20 protein-coding genes are annotated in these 18915 nt (G+C 62.9%); 11 read left to right on the top strand and 9 right to left on the bottom strand.

What is annotated here, in order from left to right:
* The first annotated feature begins 7 nt into the window (after positions 1-7).
* The 8 genes from secD (at position 8) to V3C85_RS09395 (ending at position 5874) form a co-directional block, all read left to right on the top strand.
* A complete protein-coding gene (gene secD / locus V3C85_RS09360) occupies positions 8-1675 on the top strand; it encodes a protein translocase subunit SecD (protein ID WP_331794819.1) in 1668 nt (555 codons plus the stop codon).
* An 11-nt stretch (positions 1676-1686) separates the two neighbouring features.
* The gene (secF, locus tag V3C85_RS09365) at positions 1687-2658 is read left to right on the top strand and encodes a protein translocase subunit SecF (RefSeq protein ID WP_331794820.1); all 972 of its coding nucleotides are present in this window, start codon (positions 1687-1689) and stop codon (positions 2656-2658) included.
* Between the two features lie 5 nt (positions 2659-2663).
* Positions 2664-3017: an Mth938-like domain-containing protein gene (locus tag V3C85_RS09370; protein WP_331794821.1), complete on the top strand. Its 354-nt coding sequence runs from the start codon at positions 2664-2666 to the stop codon at positions 3015-3017.
* 107 nt (positions 3018-3124) lie between these two features.
* A complete protein-coding gene (gene ccmA / locus V3C85_RS09375; RefSeq protein WP_331794822.1) occupies positions 3125-3751 on the top strand; it encodes a heme ABC exporter ATP-binding protein CcmA in 627 nt (208 codons plus the stop codon).
* Positions 3748-4404, top strand: a complete 657-nt coding sequence (ccmB, locus tag V3C85_RS09380; RefSeq protein WP_331794823.1) for a heme exporter protein CcmB — start codon at positions 3748-3750, stop codon at positions 4402-4404. Before ccmA ends, ccmB begins: the two co-directional genes overlap by 4 nt.
* 54 nt (positions 4405-4458) lie before the next feature.
* Complete coding sequence (locus V3C85_RS09385; protein ID WP_331794824.1) at positions 4459-5187, top strand: heme ABC transporter permease; 729 nt, start codon at positions 4459-4461, stop codon at positions 5185-5187.
* Complete coding sequence (ccmD, locus tag V3C85_RS09390; RefSeq protein WP_331794825.1) at positions 5184-5345, top strand: heme exporter protein CcmD; 162 nt, start codon at positions 5184-5186, stop codon at positions 5343-5345. Before V3C85_RS09385 ends, ccmD begins: the two co-directional genes overlap by 4 nt.
* Positions 5338-5874, top strand: coding sequence for a DsbE family thiol:disulfide interchange protein (locus tag V3C85_RS09395; RefSeq protein WP_331794826.1), 537 nt, complete (start codon positions 5338-5340; stop codon positions 5872-5874). Before ccmD ends, V3C85_RS09395 begins: the two co-directional genes overlap by 8 nt.
* Before the next feature lie 212 nt (positions 5875-6086).
* Here the strand turns inward: V3C85_RS09395 and acnA are convergent, their stop codons facing one another.
* Entirely contained in the window at positions 6087-8774 is a 2688-nt protein-coding gene (acnA, locus tag V3C85_RS09400) for an aconitate hydratase AcnA (protein ID WP_331794827.1), read from the bottom strand.
* 274 nt (positions 8775-9048) lie between these two features.
* Here acnA and V3C85_RS09405 point away from each other — a divergent pair, with 274 nt between their 5' ends.
* Positions 9049-9747 (top strand): DUF1223 domain-containing protein, encoded by a 699-nt coding sequence (locus V3C85_RS09405; RefSeq protein WP_331795271.1) that lies wholly within the window; start codon positions 9049-9051, stop codon positions 9745-9747.
* 3 nt (positions 9748-9750) lie between these two features.
* On the opposite strand, the gene V3C85_RS09410 is transcribed toward V3C85_RS09405, so the two are convergent.
* From V3C85_RS09410 to V3C85_RS09445, 8 genes are all read right to left on the bottom strand, one after another.
* Positions 9751-10626: a lysophospholipid acyltransferase family protein gene (locus V3C85_RS09410; protein WP_331794828.1), complete on the bottom strand. Its 876-nt coding sequence runs from the start codon at positions 10624-10626 to the stop codon at positions 9751-9753.
* Positions 10623-11510, bottom strand: coding sequence for a DMT family transporter (locus V3C85_RS09415; protein ID WP_331794829.1), 888 nt, complete (start codon positions 11508-11510; stop codon positions 10623-10625). The genes V3C85_RS09410 and V3C85_RS09415 overlap by 4 nt, the downstream gene beginning before the upstream one ends.
* An 89-nt stretch (positions 11511-11599) precedes the next feature.
* Positions 11600-12688, bottom strand: coding sequence for a flagellar motor switch protein FliG (locus V3C85_RS09420; protein WP_331794830.1), 1089 nt, complete (start codon positions 12686-12688; stop codon positions 11600-11602).
* A gap of 73 nt (positions 12689-12761) precedes the next feature.
* The gene (locus tag V3C85_RS09425) at positions 12762-12917 is read right to left on the bottom strand and encodes a hypothetical protein (RefSeq protein ID WP_331794831.1); all 156 of its coding nucleotides are present in this window, start codon (positions 12915-12917) and stop codon (positions 12762-12764) included.
* A gap of 28 nt (positions 12918-12945) precedes the next feature.
* Entirely contained in the window at positions 12946-13479 is a 534-nt protein-coding gene (locus V3C85_RS09430) for a tetratricopeptide repeat protein (protein WP_331794832.1), read from the bottom strand.
* 103 nt (positions 13480-13582) lie between these two features.
* Positions 13583-14887, bottom strand: a complete 1305-nt coding sequence (purB, locus tag V3C85_RS09435) for an adenylosuccinate lyase (protein ID WP_331795272.1) — start codon at positions 14885-14887, stop codon at positions 13583-13585.
* Between the two features lie 85 nt (positions 14888-14972).
* Positions 14973-15416: a GNAT family N-acetyltransferase gene (locus tag V3C85_RS09440; protein WP_331794833.1), complete on the bottom strand. Its 444-nt coding sequence runs from the start codon at positions 15414-15416 to the stop codon at positions 14973-14975.
* 127 nt (positions 15417-15543) lie between these two features.
* Positions 15544-16929, bottom strand: a complete 1386-nt coding sequence (locus V3C85_RS09445; protein WP_331794834.1) for a M20/M25/M40 family metallo-hydrolase — start codon at positions 16927-16929, stop codon at positions 15544-15546.
* Positions 16930-17058: 129 nt separating this feature from the next.
* Here V3C85_RS09445 and V3C85_RS09450 point away from each other — a divergent pair, with 129 nt between their 5' ends.
* Positions 17059-17481, top strand: coding sequence for a hypothetical protein (locus tag V3C85_RS09450; RefSeq protein ID WP_331794835.1), 423 nt, complete (start codon positions 17059-17061; stop codon positions 17479-17481).
* Between the two features lie 172 nt (positions 17482-17653).
* The gene (gene hemA, locus V3C85_RS09455) at positions 17654-18883 is read left to right on the top strand and encodes a 5-aminolevulinate synthase (RefSeq protein WP_331794836.1); all 1230 of its coding nucleotides are present in this window, start codon (positions 17654-17656) and stop codon (positions 18881-18883) included.
* Positions 18884-18915: the final 32 nt, after the last annotated feature.

An 18915-nucleotide genomic window follows, 5' to 3' on the forward strand; every position in this document is an offset into this window, starting at 1 on the left:
TGGTGCGATGAACCCGATGCCGCTGTGGAAGCGTGTCCTCATTCTTCTCGTTTGTGCATGGGGAATCATCGCTGCTGTTCCCAATCTCAACTACACCAATGTTGAGAAACACAATGATGCCGCCACCGCGATTGACGCGGCTGGCGGCACGGCCACTGCTGAACAATCCGCTGATCTGGCGCTGTGGCCCAACTTCCTGCCGTCAAATCTTGTCAATCTTGGGCTTGACCTGCGGGGTGGGGCGCATCTTTTGGCCGAAGTCCGGGTTGAAGATGTCTACAAGGCCCGGATGGATGCGCTGTGGCCCGAAGTGCGCGATGCCCTGCGCGACCTGCGTGATCAGGTTGGCAATGTGCGCCGCCAGCCCAGCCCCGAAGGCACCCTGCGCGTCGCGATTTCCAATCCCGCTGGTCTGACGGCGGCGCTGGATGCGATCAACGACCTTGCCACCCCGGTGGTCAGCCTGACCGGCGTGGGCCAGAACGATCTGGCCGTGTCGGTGGAAGGCGAAGAAATTGTGATCCAGTTGTCTGATGCCGAAAAGACCGCAACCGACAACCGCACGATTCAGCAATCACTCGAAATCATCCGCCGCCGCGTTGATGAGGTGGGTACACGAGAGCCGACCATTCAGCGTCAGGGCGAAGACCGCGTGCTGATTCAGGTGCCGGGCATTGGCTCGGCTGCCGAACTCAAGGCGCTGATCGGCACCACGGCAAAACTGACCTTCAACCCGGTCGTCGGCCGCACCACGGATGCAGGCGCCAACCCCGGTGCCCGCAACCAGCTATTGCCCGCAATGGGCGAGCCGGGCGTGTATTACATCATCGAGGAAACCCCGGTTGTGACGGGGGAAGAGCTGACCGATGCGCAACCCGCCTTTGATCAGAACAACCGTCCGGCTGTGAACTTCCGCTTCAACCCATCGGGCGCGCGCAAATTTGGTGATTACACCGCGGCAAATATCGGAGCGCCCTTCGCCATCGTGCTGGATGATGAGGTGATCAGTGCCCCGGTCATTCAAAGCCATATCCCCGGCGGTTCGGGCATCATCACCGGGTCGTTCAGTGTCGAAGAATCGACCCAGCTTGCCGTGCTGCTGCGCGCCGGTGCCTTGCCTGCCGAGATGAACTTTCTGGAAGAGCGGACCATCGGACCCGAACTGGGACAGGATTCGATTGATGCAGGCAAGATTGCCGCCATCATCTCGATGTGCGCGGTCGTGTTCTTCATGTGGGCAAGCTATGGCCTGTTTGGCTTCTTTGCGAATATTGCGCTTGCGATCAACATGGCGCTGATCTTCGGAGCTTTGTCCACCGTTGGCGGCACGCTGACCCTGCCGGGTATCGCGGGTATCGTGCTGACCATCGGTATGGCTGTCGATGCCAATGTGCTGGTGTTCGAACGCATCCGTGAGGAGCTGCGATCGGCCCGGTCGGCCGGTCGTGCTATCGAGCTTGGCTATGAAAAGGCCAAATCGGCCATCGTCGATGCCAACATTACCACCTTTATCACCGCCGTCGTGCTGTTTGCTGTCGGCACCGGCCCGGTGCGCGGCTTTGCCATCACTCTGGGCATCGGTATTATCACTTCGGTCTTCACCGCGCTGTTTGTTACGCGCATCTTCGTCGAGCTGTGGTTCAACCGCGCCCGTCCGAAGACCATCACGGTATAGGGAAACCCATCATGGCTTGGCGTCTTCGGCTGGTTCCCGAAACAACCAATATCGACTTTTTCCGCTGGCAATGGCTGACCTTCGGCGGCTCGATGTTCCTGTCGGTCGTGGCGATCATCGCCTGGGTCTTCATGGGCCTGAATTTCGGCATCGACTTCAAGGGCGGCACCACGATCCGCACTGAATCCACCCAAGCGGTGGATGTCGGCGGCTATCGCGCGGCACTTGAAGGCCTGCCGTTGGGCGATGTGGTCATTACCGAAGTGTTCGACCCCACCTTTGGCGATGATCAGAATGTCGCCATGGTGCGCATTTCGGCCCAAGAGGGCAGCGAAGCGATCACACCCGAAACCATCACGGCGGTCGAGGCGGCGCTGAAGGCACATGATCCGGCCCTGACCATCGCATCCGTCGAATCGGTGGGGCCCAAAGTCTCGGGCGAGTTGATCTGGGCGGCGGTGCTGTCGATGGTGGCGGCGACGGGCTGTATCCTGATCTACATCTGGCTGCGGTTCGAATGGCAGTATTCGGTGGGCGCGGTCGCGGCACTGGTGCATGACGTGTTCATCACCATCGGCATCTTTGCGGTGTTTCAGATCAAGTTTGACCTGACAGTGATCGCTGCCTTGCTGACGATCTTGGGTTATTCGATCAACGATACGGTGGTGGTTTTCGACAGGCTTCGTGAAAACCTGATGAAATACAAGACCATGCCGCTGCGCGATGTGATGAACCTGACGGTCAACGAAACGCTCAGCCGCACGCTGATGACCTCGGGCACCACGCTGATCGCCCTGATCGCCATGTTGGTCTTTGGCGGCGATGTGATCCGTGGCTTTGTCTTTGCCATCACCGTGGGCATCGTTCTGGGCACCTATTCTTCGGTCTATGTGGCCAAGAACATGGTGCTGATGATCGGGCTGGACCGCAGCGAAAAGAAGAAATCCGGCACCCCGGATGAATTCGCCAATATCGACGCGTGACAGCGATGCGCCTGACCGAAATCAGCTATGGCACGGCTCAACCGATCGAATCCTACGGCCCCGGTTTCTTTCGGGTCGGCGGCCATGTGCTGCGCGGCCCCTGCCTGATCACCCCATGGGATGCAGGGCTGTGGGGCGGGCTGACTGATACGGAAACGCCCTTGTCGCTTGGCGGCAAGATCGACGTTCTGTTTCTGGGCATGGGCAAAGATATTGCCCATGCGCCCAAAGCCTTTCGGGCCACGCTTGAAGAGGCAGGGATCGGGCTGGAGGTGATGAATTCGCCCGCCGCCTGCCGCACCTATAACGTGTTGCTGTCCGAAGGGCGGCGCATCGCGGCGGCCCTGCTGCCCGTCTGATGGTGCAGGCCCCAAGGCAGGCTGCGCCGCGTGCGACGGGGCAGGGCATCGGGCGCCATGTGCCGCACCCTCTTTCCCCGCAGCGCCCGATCGGCTAGGCAAGACCCATGGAATTGCGTGTCACAGATCTGGCGGTGCAACGCGGCGGCCTGACCGTGCTCGAGGGCGTGGGCTTTGCCCTTGCCGCGGGGCAGGCATTGGTGCTGCGCGGCCCCAATGGCGTGGGTAAGACCACGTTGTTGCGCACCCTTGCCGGATTGCAGCCCGCCGTTCAGGGCCAGATCAGCGCGCCCCCCGAAAGCCTGACCTATGGTGCCCATGCCGATGGGCTAAAGGCCGTGCTGACCGTGCGCGAAAACCTGGATTTCTGGGCCGCGATCCATGGCGGGGGCGATGTGGCCGCTGCCATGGCCGCGATGAACCTGACCGAGTTGCAAGACCGCCGCGCCGCGAACCTCTCGGCCGGGCAAAAGCGCCGTCTTGGGCTGGCCCGCCTGCTGGTCACGGGCCGCCCGATCTGGGTGCTGGATGAACCCACAGTCTCGCTGGATATGGCCAGTGTGGCGCTGTTTGCGGGCGTTGTGCGCGCGCATCTGGCTGGCGGGGGGCTGGCCTTGCTGGCCACCCATATCGATCTGGGCCTGCCCGAGGCGCAGATGCTGGATCTGGCCCCCTTCAAGGCCAAGTCGCCCCTGATGGCGGGTGGCGGCGGCTTTGACGAGGCATTTGCATGATCGCGCTGCTGATCCGGGATTTGCGTCTGGCCTTTCGCGCCGGAGGGGGCTTTGGCCTTGGCCTTGCGTTCTTCCTGCTGGTGGCGGTTCTGGTGCCGCTTGGCGTCGGCCCCGAGGGGGCGACCCTGGCCAAGATCGCGCCGGGCATCTTGTGGGTTGGGGCGCTGCTGGCGTGCCTGCTGTCGCTGGACCGCATCTTTGCGCTGGATTTCGAAGATGGCTCGCTTGATCTGCTCGCCACCTCGCCGATCCCGCTTGAGGGCGTGGTGGCGATCAAGGCGCTGGCGCATTGGGTGGTGACGGGGCTTGCGCTGACATTGGTGGCGCCGGTTTTGGCGGTGCTGATGAACCTGCCGGTGGACGGGTATCTGTGGCTGGTTGTGTCGCTTGCGGCGGGCACTCCGGCGCTGTCGGTGATCGGTGCCTTTGGCGCGGCGCTGACTGTGGGGGTCAAGCGCGGCGGTCTGCTGCTGTCGCTGCTGGTGTTGCCGCTTTATGTGCCAACCCTGATTTTCGGGGCCGAGGTGGTCAAGCGGGGGGCCTTGGGCCTGCAAGTCGGCACGCCTTTGCTGTTGCTGGCGGGAATAACCGCCGGATCACTGGCGCTGTTGCCCTTTGCGGCGGCTGCGGCAATCCGCGTCAACCTGCGCTAGGCCATGACATGATAGTGACTTGAGCCAAGGAAAAAGAGAGGCTAGCGAACGCCCATGTCGATCTGGGAATATGCAAATCCAAAGAAGTTCATGCAGACTTCAGCCTGGGCTTTGCCGTGGCTGACCGGGCTGTCTGTCCTGTGTCTGATCGCCGGTCTGATCTGGGGCTTTTTCTTCACGCCCGATGATTACAAACAGGGATCGACCGTCAAGATCATCTATCTGCATGTGCCCAGTGCGATGATGGCCATCAACGCTTGGGTGATGATGCTGGTCGCCAGCCTGATCTGGCTGGTGAGGCGGCATCATGTCTCGGCGCTGGCGGCCCGCGCGGCGGCCCCCATCGGGCTGACCTTCACCGCGATTGCGCTGGTGACTGGCGCGCTGTGGGGCCAGCCGATGTGGGGCACCTGGTGGGCTTGGGATCCGCGCCTGACCTCGTTCCTGATCCTTGCGCTGTTCTATCTGGGCTATATCGCGCTGTGGCAGGCGATTGACGACCCCGACACGGCAGCCGATCTGACCAGCGTTCTGTGCATGGTCGGCTCGGTCTTTGCGCTGCTGTCGCGCTATGCGGTCAACTTCTGGAATCAGGGGCTGCATCAGGGGGCGTCGCTGTCGCTGGACAAGGAAGAGAATGTGTCTGACGTCTTCTGGTTCCCGCTGCTGGTCTGTATCGCCGGGTTTGTCTTGTTGTTCGTGACGCTGGTCTTGATGCGGACGCGGACGGAAATTCGGGCGCGGCGCTTGCAGGCGCTGCTGGCGCGGGAGCGGTTGGCATGATCCCCGATCTTGGAAAATACGCAACCGCAGTGCTGGGCTCTTATGCGGCCTCGATCCTGCTGATCCTGCTTTTGGTGGCGCTGTCGGTGCTGCGCGGGCGGCGGGTCAAGCGGCAGTTGGCCGAGGTTGAGGCACGTCAGGGGAAAACCAATGTCTAAATGGCTGATGATTTTGCCGCCGCTGTTGTTTGCGGGGCTAGCGGCGATGTTCATGTGGGGGATGCAGCGCGACAACCCCAGCGACATCCCTTCGGTTTTCATTGACCGGCCCGCGCCGGTGCTGCCGACGACGGCCTTGGGTGACCTGCCGCTGTTGACGGCGGCGGATCTGGTGACGGGCGAGGTGACGGTGGTCAACTTCTGGGCCAGCTGGTGCCCGCCGTGCCGGGCCGAGCATCCGGTGTTGAAGGCGATGGCAGAGCAGGGCATTCGCGTTGCGGGCATCAACATGATGGATGATGAGGCCAAGGCGCTGAACTATCTGAAAGAGGATGGCAACCCGTTCTTCGCGATTGCCGCCGATCCGCAGGGACGCAATCGGGTAGAGTGGGGGGTGACGGCGCCGCCGGAGACCTTCATCATCCGGGGGGATGGGACGGTGGCGTTCAAATTCATCGGGCCGCTGGTGGGCAGTGATTATGAAAACCGGTTCAAGCCGGCGCTAGAGGCAGCCTTGGCCGGGCAATAGCCATCGCTGCCAGAGACAGCCTGAGCTGCAAGAAAAATCAAGGGCTTGGCGGGCCATTTTAAGGAATTGCCAAGGTTTGCACGCCCCCGGAGACGGGGGCGTTTTGCATGGATTGGGGGCGGGCCGGGCTGTGGTGCCGGATGGGCCTGCCGGGGCAAAGAAAAACGGCCAGCCCCGCAAGGCTGGCCGTTCTTTCCGCGCGGCGCTGGTGATCAGGCCGAGGCGAGGTCGCGCAGCACATAGTGCAGCACGCCGCCGTTTTCGACATATTCGATTTCGATCGCCGTATCGATCCGGCACTTGATCTGGATCGTTTTCACCGTGCCATCGGCATAGGTGATGTGGCAGGGCACGGTCGAGAGCGGCTTGAGATCGCCTTCCAGACCTTCGATGGCCACCACTTCGTCACCGGTCAGGCCCAGCGATTTGCGGGTGTCACCGCCCGTGAATTCGAACGGGATCACGCCCATACCAACCAGGTTCGAGCGGTGGATACGTTCGAACGATTCGGCGATGACCGCCTTGACGCCCAGAAGGGCCGTGCCCTTGGCCGCCCAGTCACGGCTGGAGCCTGCGCCATATTCGATGCCGCCAAAGATGACCAGCGGGGTGCCCTGGTCCTGATAGGCCATCGAGGCGTCAAAGATCGAGGTCTGCTGGCCATCGGGGCCTTTGGTATAGCCGCCTTCGACCCCATCCAGCATTTCGTTCTTGATGCGGATATTGGCAAAGGTGCCGCGCATCATCACTTCGTGGTTGCCGCGCCGGGCGCCGTAAGAGTTGAACTCGGACACGGGCACCTGACGGTCGGTCAGGTATTTGCCGGCCGGGGTGGTGGCCTTGAAGCTGCCTGCGGGCGAGATGTGATCGGTGGTGATCATGTCGCCAAGCAGGGCCAGAACGCGGGCGCCTTCGATGTTCTTGATCGCGCCCTTGGTCTTGGCCATGCCTTTGAAATAGGGCGGGTTCTGGATGTAGGTCGAGGTGGCCGGCCAGTCGTAGGTTTCGGAATCGGTGACCTTGACGCCCTGCCACTTGGCATCGCCCTTGAACACGTCGGCGTATTTCTTCTGGAACGCCTCGCGGGTGACGACCTGATGCACCAGATCGGCGATTTCCTTGTTGCTGGGCCAGATGTCTTTCAGGAACACCGGCTTGCCATCCTTGGAAATGCCGAGCGGTTCGCTGGTCAGGTCGATGTTCATATCGCCTGCCAGCGCATAGGCCACAACCAGCGGCGGCGAGGCGAGGTAGTTGGCGCGCACATCGGGCGAAATCCGGCCCTCAAAATTGCGGTTGCCCGACAGCACGGCGGTGGCCACCAGATCACCTTCGTTGATGGCCTTGGAAATCTCGGGTTGCAGCGGGCCCGAGTTGCCGATGCAGGTGGTGCAGCCATAGCCGACAAGGTTGAAGCCGACGGCATCAAGGTCTTCTTGCAGGCCTGCGGCCTCAAGATATTCCGACACCACTTGCGACCCCGGTGCCAGCGAGGTCTTGACCCAAGGCTTGCGGTTCAGGCCAAGCGCGCGGGCCTTGCGGGCCACCAGGCCAGCCCCGATCAGAACATAAGGGTTCGAGGTATTGGTGCAGGAGGTGATCGAGGCGATCACGACCTTGCCCGAGGACATGGTGTAATCTTCGCCTTCGACCGGCACTTCCTTGCCCTGCGGACGCTTGAAGGTGGCGTCCATTTCGCGCGCGAACGAGGCCTTGGCATCGGTCAGCGGCAGGTAATCTTGCGGGCGCTTGGGGCCCGAGATGGCCGGAACGATGGTGCCCATGTCCAGATGCAGGGTGCTGGTATAGACCGGATCATAGTTTTCATCGCGCCACATGCCATTGGCCTTGGCATAGGCCTCGACCAGTGCGATGCGGCTTTCTTCGCGGCCGGTGCCGCGCAGGTAGCGGATGGTTTCGCCATCGATCGGGAAGAAGCCGCAGGTGGCGCCATATTCGGGGGCCATGTTGGCGATTGTTGCGCGGTCGGCCAGCGGCAGGCGGTCAAGGCCTTCACCATAGAATTCGACGAATTTGCCGACAACGCCGTGCTTGCGCAGCATTTGCACGACTTTCAGCACAAGGTCGGTGGCGGTGGTGCCTTCCATCATCTCGCCCGTCAGCTTGAAGCCGACGACTTCGGGGATCAGCATCGAGACGGGCTGGCCCAGCATCGCGGCCTCGGCCTCGATCCCGCCGACGCCCCAGCCCAGAACGGCAAGGCCGTTGACCATGGTGGTGTGGCTGTCGGTGCCGACGAGCGTGTCAGGATAGGCCACGACATTGCCGTGCTGGTCGGTATCTGTCCAGACGGTCTGGGCCAGGTATTCCAGGTTGACCTGGTGGCAGATGCCGGTGCCGGGCGGCACGACACGGAAGTTGTTGAACGCGTTCTGACCCCATTTCAGGAAGACATAGCGTTCCATGTTGCGTTCATATTCGCGATCGACATTGGCCTGAAAGGCGCGAGGCGTGCCGAATTCGTCGATCATCACCGAGTGGTCGATGACCAGATCAACCGGGCTGAGCGGGTTGATTTTCTGGGCGTCGCCGCCAAGGCCCTTGATGCCGTCGCGCATGGCGGCAAGATCGACCACGGCGGGCACGCCGGTGAAATCCTGCATCAGCACGCGGGCGGGGCGATAGGCGATTTCGCGCGGGTTCTGGCCGCCGAGTTTGGCCCATTCGGCAAAGGCCTTGATGTCTTCGACGCTGACGGTCTTGCCGTCTTCGAAGCGCAGCATGTTTTCAAGAACAACCTTGAGCGCGGCGGGAAGGCGCGAGAAATCGCCCAGACCGGCGGCCTGAGCGGCGGGGATCGAGTAATAGCTGACGGTCTGGCCGCCTGCGGTCAGGGTCTGCTTGGTTTTCTGGCTGTCATGTCCGACGGTGACGGTCATCTGGCGCTCCTGGGCTGGTGGCTGTCTATAGGGGTCGGGCGCTGGCCAAGGCGCCGGGACCGGAGAGTCGAGGGCGTTGTATGCAATTGTATGCCAAAAATCCAGCCCCCCTTTGGATCAAAATTGTCGCGCCGCGCTGGCGGCTGCTGGTGCCGACAGTGGCCGAGCGTGGTGCATTGTGCAACATGTCAGAACACTCTCAAAACCTTGATTGGCACAGGAGGGGGGGCTTTTGTAGAACCAAGGGAAGACGAAGGGGAACGGGAATACCATGATGCGACATTTGGTCAGCGCCGCCTGCGGCCTGGTATTGGGCTTGGCCGGGGCGGTTCAGGCGCAGACCCAACCCGTGGTGGTCGAGCTTTACACCTCGCAGGGGTGTTCGTCTTGCCCGCCTGCCGATGACTTCATGGCGCAACTGGCGCAAGACCCCAATGTGATCGCGCTGTCGCTGCATGTGGATTACTGGGATTACATCGGCTGGAAAGATACCTTTGCCGACCCCCAGTTCACCAAGCGGCAAAAGGCCTATGCGCGCGCGATCGGCAGCCGCACGATCTATACCCCCCAGATGATCGTGGGGGGCGCGGACCGGGTTGAGGGCAATGATCCGATGAAAGTGGCCGACAGCATCCGGCGGCAGATGATGGTGACCTCTCCGGTGACGTTGACGGTGCAGCGGCAGGGGGATCGGTTGGTGATCCGGGCGGTCGCTGATCCGCCGCTGAAGCGGGGCGCGCGGGTGCAGGTGGTGCGGTATCTGCCCGAGGCCACGGTCGAGATCAAACGGGGCGAGAATGCGGGCCAGGCGGTGACCTATCGCAACATCGTGACCGATTGGCAGGCGGTGGCGGACTGGCCGGGTGATGCGCCGTTTGAACTGACAACCGATGTGGTGGGCAGTGACCGGGCGGTGGTGATTGTGCAAAGCATCGGCCCGGCCGAGGTGCTGGCCGCGGCCCATGCCGAATAGGGCCTAGCGCCAGCGGCGATGCACCCAAAGCCATTGCGAGGGGTTGCGCCGGATCACCTGTTCCAGCGAGTCGTTCAGCGCCTGTGACATCGCCTCGGGCGTGGCGGGCGCAATGGGGGCATCGACCACAATCTGAAACGACAGGCCATCGGGCTGACGGATTGCATAGGTGGGAATCAGCACAGCGTCATATTTCAGCGCCATTTCAGCGGTCGAGAGGGCGGTTTTCGCCTCGACCCCAAAGAAATGCAGCATCACGCCTGAATTGATGCGCTGATCGGGCAGGATGCCCAGCATGCCCCCCGATTTCAGATGTTTCAGCATCTGCGCCATGCCGCGCCGCCCGCGTTCAAACAGTGGCTGGCCGATGGTGCCGATCGCGCGCACATAATGGCGGTTGAACCACGGGTTCGACATCGGCCGATACAGCGCGCCCAAGGGATAGCCGCGCGCGATCAAGGCCGCACGCACAGCATCGTAATTGCCGAAATGCCCGGTGGCGAGGATGGCGGGGCGCTTGTCGCGCAGCGCCGCTTCGAGTGCGGGAACGCCGGGGCCGGTCAGCGGCAGGCGGGTGGCGCGGTCGATGAATTCGGCCCCCGAATAGATCTCGATTACCGTGCGGCCGATGTTGTCGGGCACATCGCGGATCATTTGACGGATTTCGGCTTCGGTCAGGGCGGGCAGGGTTAACGCCAGATTGGCGCGGATGCGCCCCGGCCAGCGCGCCAGCGGCGAGACGACGCGCGACACCACCCAACCACACAGCGGCACGCGCCAGCGATAGGGCAGCGCCAAAAGCACGGCCAGCAGGCTATGGATGGCGGCATTTGACAGCCATTGGCGGGCCGTGCCGCGGGGGGGGGTGGCATCTGTCATTCTGTCGGCTGCGGCTGGCGCCCCTTGGTTTCGCGGTGCCAGACATAGACACCCGCCGCCACGATCACAAGCGCGCCGATCAGCGTGGGCAGATCGGGCCATTCGTCATAAAGCACGATGCCCCAGCCCGTCGCAAACAGGATGCCGACATAGGCAAAGGGGGCAACCGCGCCAGCCTCGGCCACGGTAAAGGCGCGGATCAGGCACAGTTGCGCGGCGGTGCCAAGAATGCCGATCAGCACGAAAATGGGCAGATCGGCCATGGCGACGGGCTGCCAGACAAAGGGTTGCAGCGTCGAGGTCGCCAACGTGCCGAACAGCGCGGCCAGCAGCATCGGGGTCCAATGGCTTTCACGCGGGCCAAGGTGGCGGGTGTAAAGCGCATTGGCGGTGTAGAACAGTGCCGCGCAAAGCGGCAGCAGGGCGGCGGGGGTAAAGACAGCGGCACCGGGGCGAATGACGATCATCGCGCCGATCATGGCGGCGATCACCCCGGCAATGCGGCGCGGCCCCAGCTTTTCGCCCAGAAACAGCGCCGCCCCCAGCGTGATGAACACAGGGTTCAGGTCGGTCAGCGCCGTCGCCTCGGCCAGCCCGATATGGGGCAGCGAGGCGAAAAAGCAGCCCGTTGCGCCCAGTTGGCAGGCCGAACGGATCAGATGCTGCACCGGATAGCGGGTGCGCAACGCGGCAAAGACCGCGCCCCGCAGGATCAGGCCGACGATCAGCACCTGCCCCAGAAAGCGCGCCCAGACCACCTGCGGCACGGGATAGCGCTGGATCAGCCCCTTGGCCGCTGCATCCATGGCGGTAAAGCACAGAATCGCCAACAGCATCAGCGCGATGCCGCGGGCGGTTTCAGAGGCGGTGGGAAGGGGGGTCATCTGCGCGGCTCCTTGACCGGCGCGACGCTAGGCTGTGCGGCGGTCCGGGGCAAGGGGGCGGTTTTTGGGGGGCGATTATGGAACGGGGGTCAGTCGTCTTCGGTGATCAGGGCCAGTTCGCCCGCTCCCTCTAGCTGGCGGATCATCAGGATGATCTGGGTCATCGCCTCTTCGCCGTCTTTTTCCTTGGGCTTGCCACGGGCCTCGATCTCTTCGCGCAAGGATTGGGCCAGACGCTGGGACATGTTGGCCAGAAGGAATTCGGCAACCTCGGCCAAGGTTTCGTTGGCCAAGGCGGCGGCAAGCGCGGTGACGATCTGATCTTGCGGCACCATGCGCAGCACCTTGGGCACGTCGCGCGGCATCAGCCGGGCGGGGATATGTTTGAAGGTAAAGATGGCGCGGCGTACCAGTTCGGCAAATTCGGCATCCTCAGCCTCCAGCCCTTGCAGCACGTCATCGCGGGTGGCAGAGCTGGAGATGTTGAGGATGGCGCCCACCCGTTCGACGGGCCCGGCCTCAAAGGCGCGGGGGGGCTGGGCATCAAGCTGGGCCGAAAGCGACTGGCCGATGCGGCGCACGGTTTCAGGATCGACATTCGCGGTCATCGACATGGCATAGGCCACGCGGCGGGCGCGATCACCCGGCAGCTTGCCCAAAAGTTCGGCCGAGCGGGTGACAGGCATTTTCGACAGCATCACCGCGGCCACTTCGGTGCTTTCGGCCTGCAAGACGGGCAGCAGGCGTTCGGCGGGCAGTTTGGTCAGCCGATCCCAGGGGTCGGCCTTGGCCGAAGCGCCCGCAAGGCGGCGCAGGCGGCTGGCGGCATTGGGGCTGATATGGCCATCCATCATGGTCAGCGCGCCCTCGATCCCACCGGGAAAGGACAGGCCCACCTCCTCCAGCTCGGCCAGGAATTCTTCGACGACGGCGGACAGGGTGGTGCGGTCGATCAGGCGCATCTGGCCCATCTGTTCGGTCAGCGCGGCCTGCATATGTTCGGGCAGGCCCGCCAGCGGCACCTGCGTGCCCTCGGCCAGCAACAGCCGCACGATGATGGCGGCCTTTTCGCGGGGCGAGGGGTCGGGGCGGGCCATGGCACGACCGGGCGGCACCGCAACGGCACGTTGCACCGGGGTGATCCGGGCAAGCGGTTGTGATCTGGCGTCTTGTGGCATCCGAATCCCCTGCGGTTGGTTTTGACAGCAGGGGCAGGGTGGGCCCGGCCCGGTTAAGGCCGGGTTAGCAGCATCAGGTCGTGGGTTTGGCCACGCATTCGGCCTTGGCATCATCCCAGACCATGCCTTCGACGCAAGACGAGGCATGCTGGCCGGCCGAGCACATGGCCCAGATGGCCGAGGGGGCCAGCATCAGGGCAATGACGGCGGCGGTGACTTTGGTCTTCATGGGTCGTCCTTTCCTGTGGTTGTGTCGTTCAGTAGCTGAGCGTTTGCCCGGTGCCGACCGCCTGTGACAGGCTGGCCTCGGCCCAGGTTCCGGCGCCGCCCCGCGCACGGATTTCGTCAAGCTGGGTGCGGGCCATGGCAATTTCGCCCATCTCGACCAGCATCTGCCCCAGATAGCTGCGGGCCAAGATATTATCGGGGTTCACCTCCAGCGCATGGGCGTAATGGTCAAGCCCCTGTTCCAGACGGCCGGCCTTGCGGTTGGCAAAACCCTTGTAGGTCAGCACCCGGTCGGTTTCGCCTTCGGTCATGGCGGCCAGCACGATCAGCGCCTGTTCGGGTTGCCCGGCCCAAGCCAATTCGCGCACGGCCTGAAAGCGGGTGTCATCATCCAACTGGCCCGACTGCGCATTCACGCAGCTTTGGGTCTTTTCATCCCAGACCTGCGCGTCGGTGCATTTCGTGGTGGTTTCGGTGGGCTTGGGCGGTTCGGTGTCATCGCTGCCGGCGGCAAACGCGGCAAGGGGCAGGGCGCACAGAACGGCGGCAAGGGCAAAGCGCATGAAAAAACCTCATTCCCGGATACAGGAATGAGGCTAGCACGATTGCCCAGCTTTCAAGGGAAAAAACAGGCGGGGCAGCAGGGCCCCGCCGATCACAGATGCATCAGGCGCCGAAAACGCGGGCAAAGATCGTATCGACATGCTTGGTGTGATAGCCAAGGTCGAACTTTTCCTCGATCTCTTCGGCCGACAGGGCCTTGCGCACCTCGTCATCGGCCAGAAGCTCGGTCTTGAAATCGGCGCCCTTTTCCCAGACTTTCATCGCATTGCGCTGCACCAGACGATAGCTGTCTTCGCGCGACACGCCCGCCTGTGTCAGGGCCAAAAGCACGCGCTGCGACATGACCAAGCCTTTGAACTTGTTCATGTTGCGCAGCATGTTGTCAGGATAGATCACCAGCTTTTCCACCACACCGGCCAGCCGGTGCAGCGCGAAATCGAGCGTGATCGTGGTATCGGGGCCGATCGCACGTTCCACGCTGGAATGGCTGATGTCGCGTTCATGCCACAGCGCCACATTCTCAAGCGCGGGCACCACCGACATGCGCACAAGCCGCGCCAGACCAGTCAGGTTTTCGGTCAGCACCGGGTTGCGCTTGTGCGGCATGGCGCTGCTGCCCTTTTGGCCGGGGCTGAAGAATTCTTCGGCCTCCAGCACCTCGGTGCGCTGCATGTGGCGGAATTCGATGGCGATATTTTCAATGCTGCTGGCAATCACGCCAAGGGTGGCAAAGAACATCGCGTGACGGTCGCGCGGGATAACCTGGGTGCTGATCGTCTCGGGCACCAGCCCCAGCTTTTCGCAGACATATTCTTCGACCCGCGGGTCGATATTGGCAAAGGTGCCGACAGCGCCCGAGATGGCGCCGGTGCGGATTTCTTCGCGCGCGGCCAGCAGACGGGTGCGGCCACGGGCCATTTCGGCGTAAAAGCGGGCCAGCGTCAGGCCCATTGTCGTCGGCTCGGCGTGGATGCCATGGCTGCGGCCGATGCGGACGGTGTCCTTGTGTTCATAGGCGCGGGCCTTGAGGGCGGCCAGAACCCGGTCCACCCCGGCCAAAAGCAGATCGGCGGCGCGCACCAGCTGGATGTTCAGCGTGGTGTCCAGCACGTCTGAACTGGTCATGCCCTGATGCACAAAGCGTGCATCCTCGGATCCGATATGTTCGGCCAGATGGGTCAGAAAGGCGATGACATCATGCTTGGTCACGGCCTCGATCTCGTCGATCCGGGCGACATCAAAGGTCACATCCTTGGCCTTCCACACGGCTTCGGCATTGGCCTTGGGGATCACGCCCAGCATGGCCTGCGCGTCGCAGGCATGGGCCTCGATCTCATACCAGATGCGGAACTTCGTCTCGGGCGACCAGATGGCAACCATGTCGGGGCGGGAATAGCGCGGGATCATCTTGAACCTCTGGATCACTACGGGAATGCCGTCCCCTTAGACCGGGGGGGCTGTTTTCGCAAGGTCAGCGCGGCCCGATCTGGTGTCAAAGCGTCAGGCGATAGCGGATATGGCCGTCATCCTGGCAAAAGCTGTCATAAAGCCTGCGGGCGGTGGCATTGTCGTGATTGGTGTTCCAATATAGCCGATGCCAGCCGTTCTGGCGCCCGATGGCGATCAGATCGTTGATCAAGGCCCGGCCCACGCCCCGCCCCCGTGCCGCAGCATCGACGAACAGATCTTCGAGATACACATCATCGCCCGGCACCCAGGACGAGCAATGGTGGTGATGAATGGCAAAGCCCAAGGCCTGCCCGTCATCAAAGGCCAGGCGGCAGGTCATCCGGTGGGTGGGGTCGATGATCCGCGCCCAGGTGGCGGCGGTGGTGGATTCGGGCACGGGCTGATTGTAATAGGCCAGAAAGCCCTGCCACAGGCGGCGAAAGGCCGTCTCGTCGGCGGCGGTTGCGGTGGCGATGGTCAGCGTCATGCGCAGCATCCTTTGGGGCGGGGGCGCGGCTGGCCCCCCGTCTGGGCAGGGCACCGGCACCGGGCATGACCGGGCCGGAGTGAAGGGGGCCGGGGTAAGGGGGGGGCGCGGCTGGGCTGGGGCGGGGTCAGCCCGCCAGCTTGGCCAGAACCCGCGCCCAGGACCGGATGCCCTTGTGGAAACATTCGACGTCATATTTTTCATTCGGGCTGTGGATCTGGTCGTCGTCGCGGCCAAAGCCCAACAGCATCGCATCCATGCCCAGAACCGTCTGGAAATAGCCCGCAATCGGGATCGACCCGCCACAGCCGACATAGGCGGCGGGGCGGCCCCATTCTTCGGTCAAGGCGGTGCGGGCGGCCTCAAAGGCGGGGTGGTCGATGGCCATGATGCCCGCGGGCGAATTGCCGTGGCCGTGGAATTCGGCGGTGCAATCTGCGGGCAGTTGCGCCTGCACCCAGGCGCGAAACTGGCTGCGGATCGCCTCTGGGTCTTGGGTGCCGACAAGGCGGAAGCTGACCTTTGCATGGGCCTGGCTGGGCAGCACGGTCTTGAAGCCGTCGCCCGTATAGCCGCCCCAGATGCCGTTGATTTCGGCGGTGGGGCGCGACCAGATCATTTCCAGCGGGGTGCGGTCTTGTTCGCCTGCGGGCACCGAAAGGCCGACATCGCCCAGAAAGCGCGCATGATCAAAGGCCAGGGCCTGCCATTGCTGGCGGATGGCATCGGGCAATTCGGTGACGCCGTCATAGAATTGCGGAATGGTGATGCGGCCCTGATCGTCGTGCATCCGCCCCAGAATGCGCGTCAGCACCCGGATCGGATTGGCCGCTGCACCGCCATACATGCCCGAATGCAGGTCTTTTGACGGGCCGGTGATGGTGATTTCCTCGCCCAGCAGCCCGCGCAGCATGGTGACGATCGCCGGGGCCGTGTCTTGAAACAGGCCCGTGTCGCAGATCAGGGCGATGTCGGCGGTCAGTTCGGCGGCATGCTCTTTCATAAAGGGCACCAGCGAAGGCGAGCCCGATTCTTCCTCGCCTTCCAGAAAGATCGTCAGGCGGCAGGGCAGGGTGCCGTATTCGGCTTTCCAGGCCCGCAGCGCCTCGAGAAAGGTCATCAACTGGCCTTTGTCATCCGACGCCCCGCGCGCGCGGATCACGCGGCCCTTGGGGGTGTCTTGCACCTGCGGGTCAAACGGATCGCGGTGCCACAGGTTCAGCGGATCGACGGGCTGCACATCATAGTGGCCGTAAAACAGAAGATGCGGCCCGGCCCCGTCTTTGTCGCCGCCGCCATGGGCCACCACCATCGGATGGCCGGGGGTGGGGCGGCTGGCGGCGTCAAATCCCAGCGATTTCAGATCGTCAACCAGCCAGTCGGCGGCGCGGGCGCAATCGGCCTTGAAGGCCGGGTCGGTTGAGATCGAGGGGATTCGCAACAGCTCTATCAGCCGATCAAGCGCCTGCGGCACATCCGCATCAATGCGGTTCAGGACAGAGGACAAGGACATGAGACCCCCTTTGGGTTCGATAATTCGTGATCTGGGCCGTGACCCTAACAGGCGGTTGGGGACTGTCCAGAGGGCGGCGCGTGGTGTATGGCCGGGCCGGGGACTTTTTGAACGCGCAAAGAGGCTGTCATGACAGGATATGCAAAAACTGTGGGGCGGGGGTTGGCCATCGGGCTGATCTGTGCGGCTGCGACCGGGGCTGTGGCCGTGGCGCAGGCCATCGAAGTGGAAGAAGCCGTGCTGGGGGATGCAACGGTGCGGCTGTATCTGCATCCGTTTCTGACACCTGATGAGCTGACGACGCTGCGTCTGGTGATGACGAATGAACAGGCGCTGGCGCTGTTCGTGCCCAATGCCGATGGCTTTGCCGCCCTTGCCGCCGCCCCGGCCGAGGGCGTGATCCGCGAGGGCCAGCCCGTGGCCTCGGCCATTGCCCTGGCCGAATTGCCCGATGCGGCGGCGGCATCCAAGGCCGCAACCGCGGCCTGCGATCAGGCCAAGGCCGGGGGCGAGCCCTGTGTCGTGGTCTTGGAAGTTGCGCCTGCCCAGTAGTGGGGCGACATATTCATATATTGTGAATGTGAGATAAAGGGGGTGGCAAATTGCCTACTTTCCCCGCATCTTTAATTGACGCAAGTCAAGGCTGCCCGCGTTGGTTCTGGTTTAACTGCCACAAACCCGGGCAGCGCCCGCAACGCACCGGGCCAAGCCAAGGAGAAAGACGATGAACTTTGATGCCGCCCTCGACACCGCCCTGCAGCGTCTGCATGACGAAGGCCGCTATCGCACGTTCATTGATATTGAACGGCAAAAGGGCCATTTCCCCCATGCCACCTGGACGCGTCCCGATGGCAGCCAAAAGCCGATCACGGTTTGGTGCGGCAACGATTATCTGGGCATGGGCCAGCATCCTGCCGTTCTTGGCGCGATGCATGAGGCGCTGGAGGCCACCGGCGCAGGGTCGGGCGGCACGCGCAACATCAGCGGCACGACCGTCTATCACAAGCGGCTGGAAGCCGAGATTGCCGATCTGCATGGCAAGGAAGCCGCGCTTGTCTTTACCAGCGCCTATATCGCAAATGATGCCACCCTGTCGGTGCTGCGGGCCATTTTCCCCGGCCTGATCATCTATTCCGACGCGCTGAACCATGCCTCGATGATCGAAGGCGTGCGGCGCGGCAATGGGTTGAAGCGCATCTTCCGCCACAATGACGTGGCCCATCTGCGCGAACTGATTGCCGCCGATGACCCCGAGGCCCCCAAGCTGATCGCCTTTGAATCGATCTATTCGATGGATGGCGATTTCGGCCCGATCAAAGAGATTTGCGACCTTGCCGAAGAGGTTGGCGCGCTGACCTATATCGACGAGGTGCATGCCGTGGGCATGTATGGGCCGCGTGGTGCAGGGGTGGCCGAGCGGGATGGCCAGATGCACCGGATCGACATCATCAACGCCACTTTGGCCAAGGCTTATGGCGTGTTTGGCGGCTATATTGCTGCAAGTGCGAAGATGGTGGATGCGGTGCGATCCTATGCGCCAGGGTTCATTTTCACCACCTCGCTGCCGCCTGCGGTGGCGGCGGGTGCGGCCGCCAGCGTGAAATTTCTGAAGACCGCCGAGGGCCAGAAACTGCGCGACACGCAGCAGTTGAACGCCCGGATTCTGAAGATGCGGCTTAAGGGACTGGGCCTGCCGATCATCGACCATGGGTCGCATATTGTGCCTGTGCATGTCGGTAACCCCATCCATTGCAAGATGCTGTCCGACATGATGCTGGAACATTACGGCATCTACGTTCAGCCGATCAACTTCCCCACAGTGCCGCGCGGCACCGAACGGCTGCGCTTTACGCCCTCGCCCGTGCATGATGCCAAGGAAATCGACGCGTTGATCGGTGCGATGGACAAGCTGTGGCAGCAATGTGCGCTAAATCGCGCCGAAGCGAGCGCTTGACCCGATCTCGCATGTGCAAAAGGTCTTGAGCT

The sequence above is a fragment of the Pseudotabrizicola sp. L79 genome (assembly GCF_036553525.1).
Lineage (GTDB): Bacteria > Pseudomonadota > Alphaproteobacteria > Rhodobacterales > Rhodobacteraceae > Pseudotabrizicola.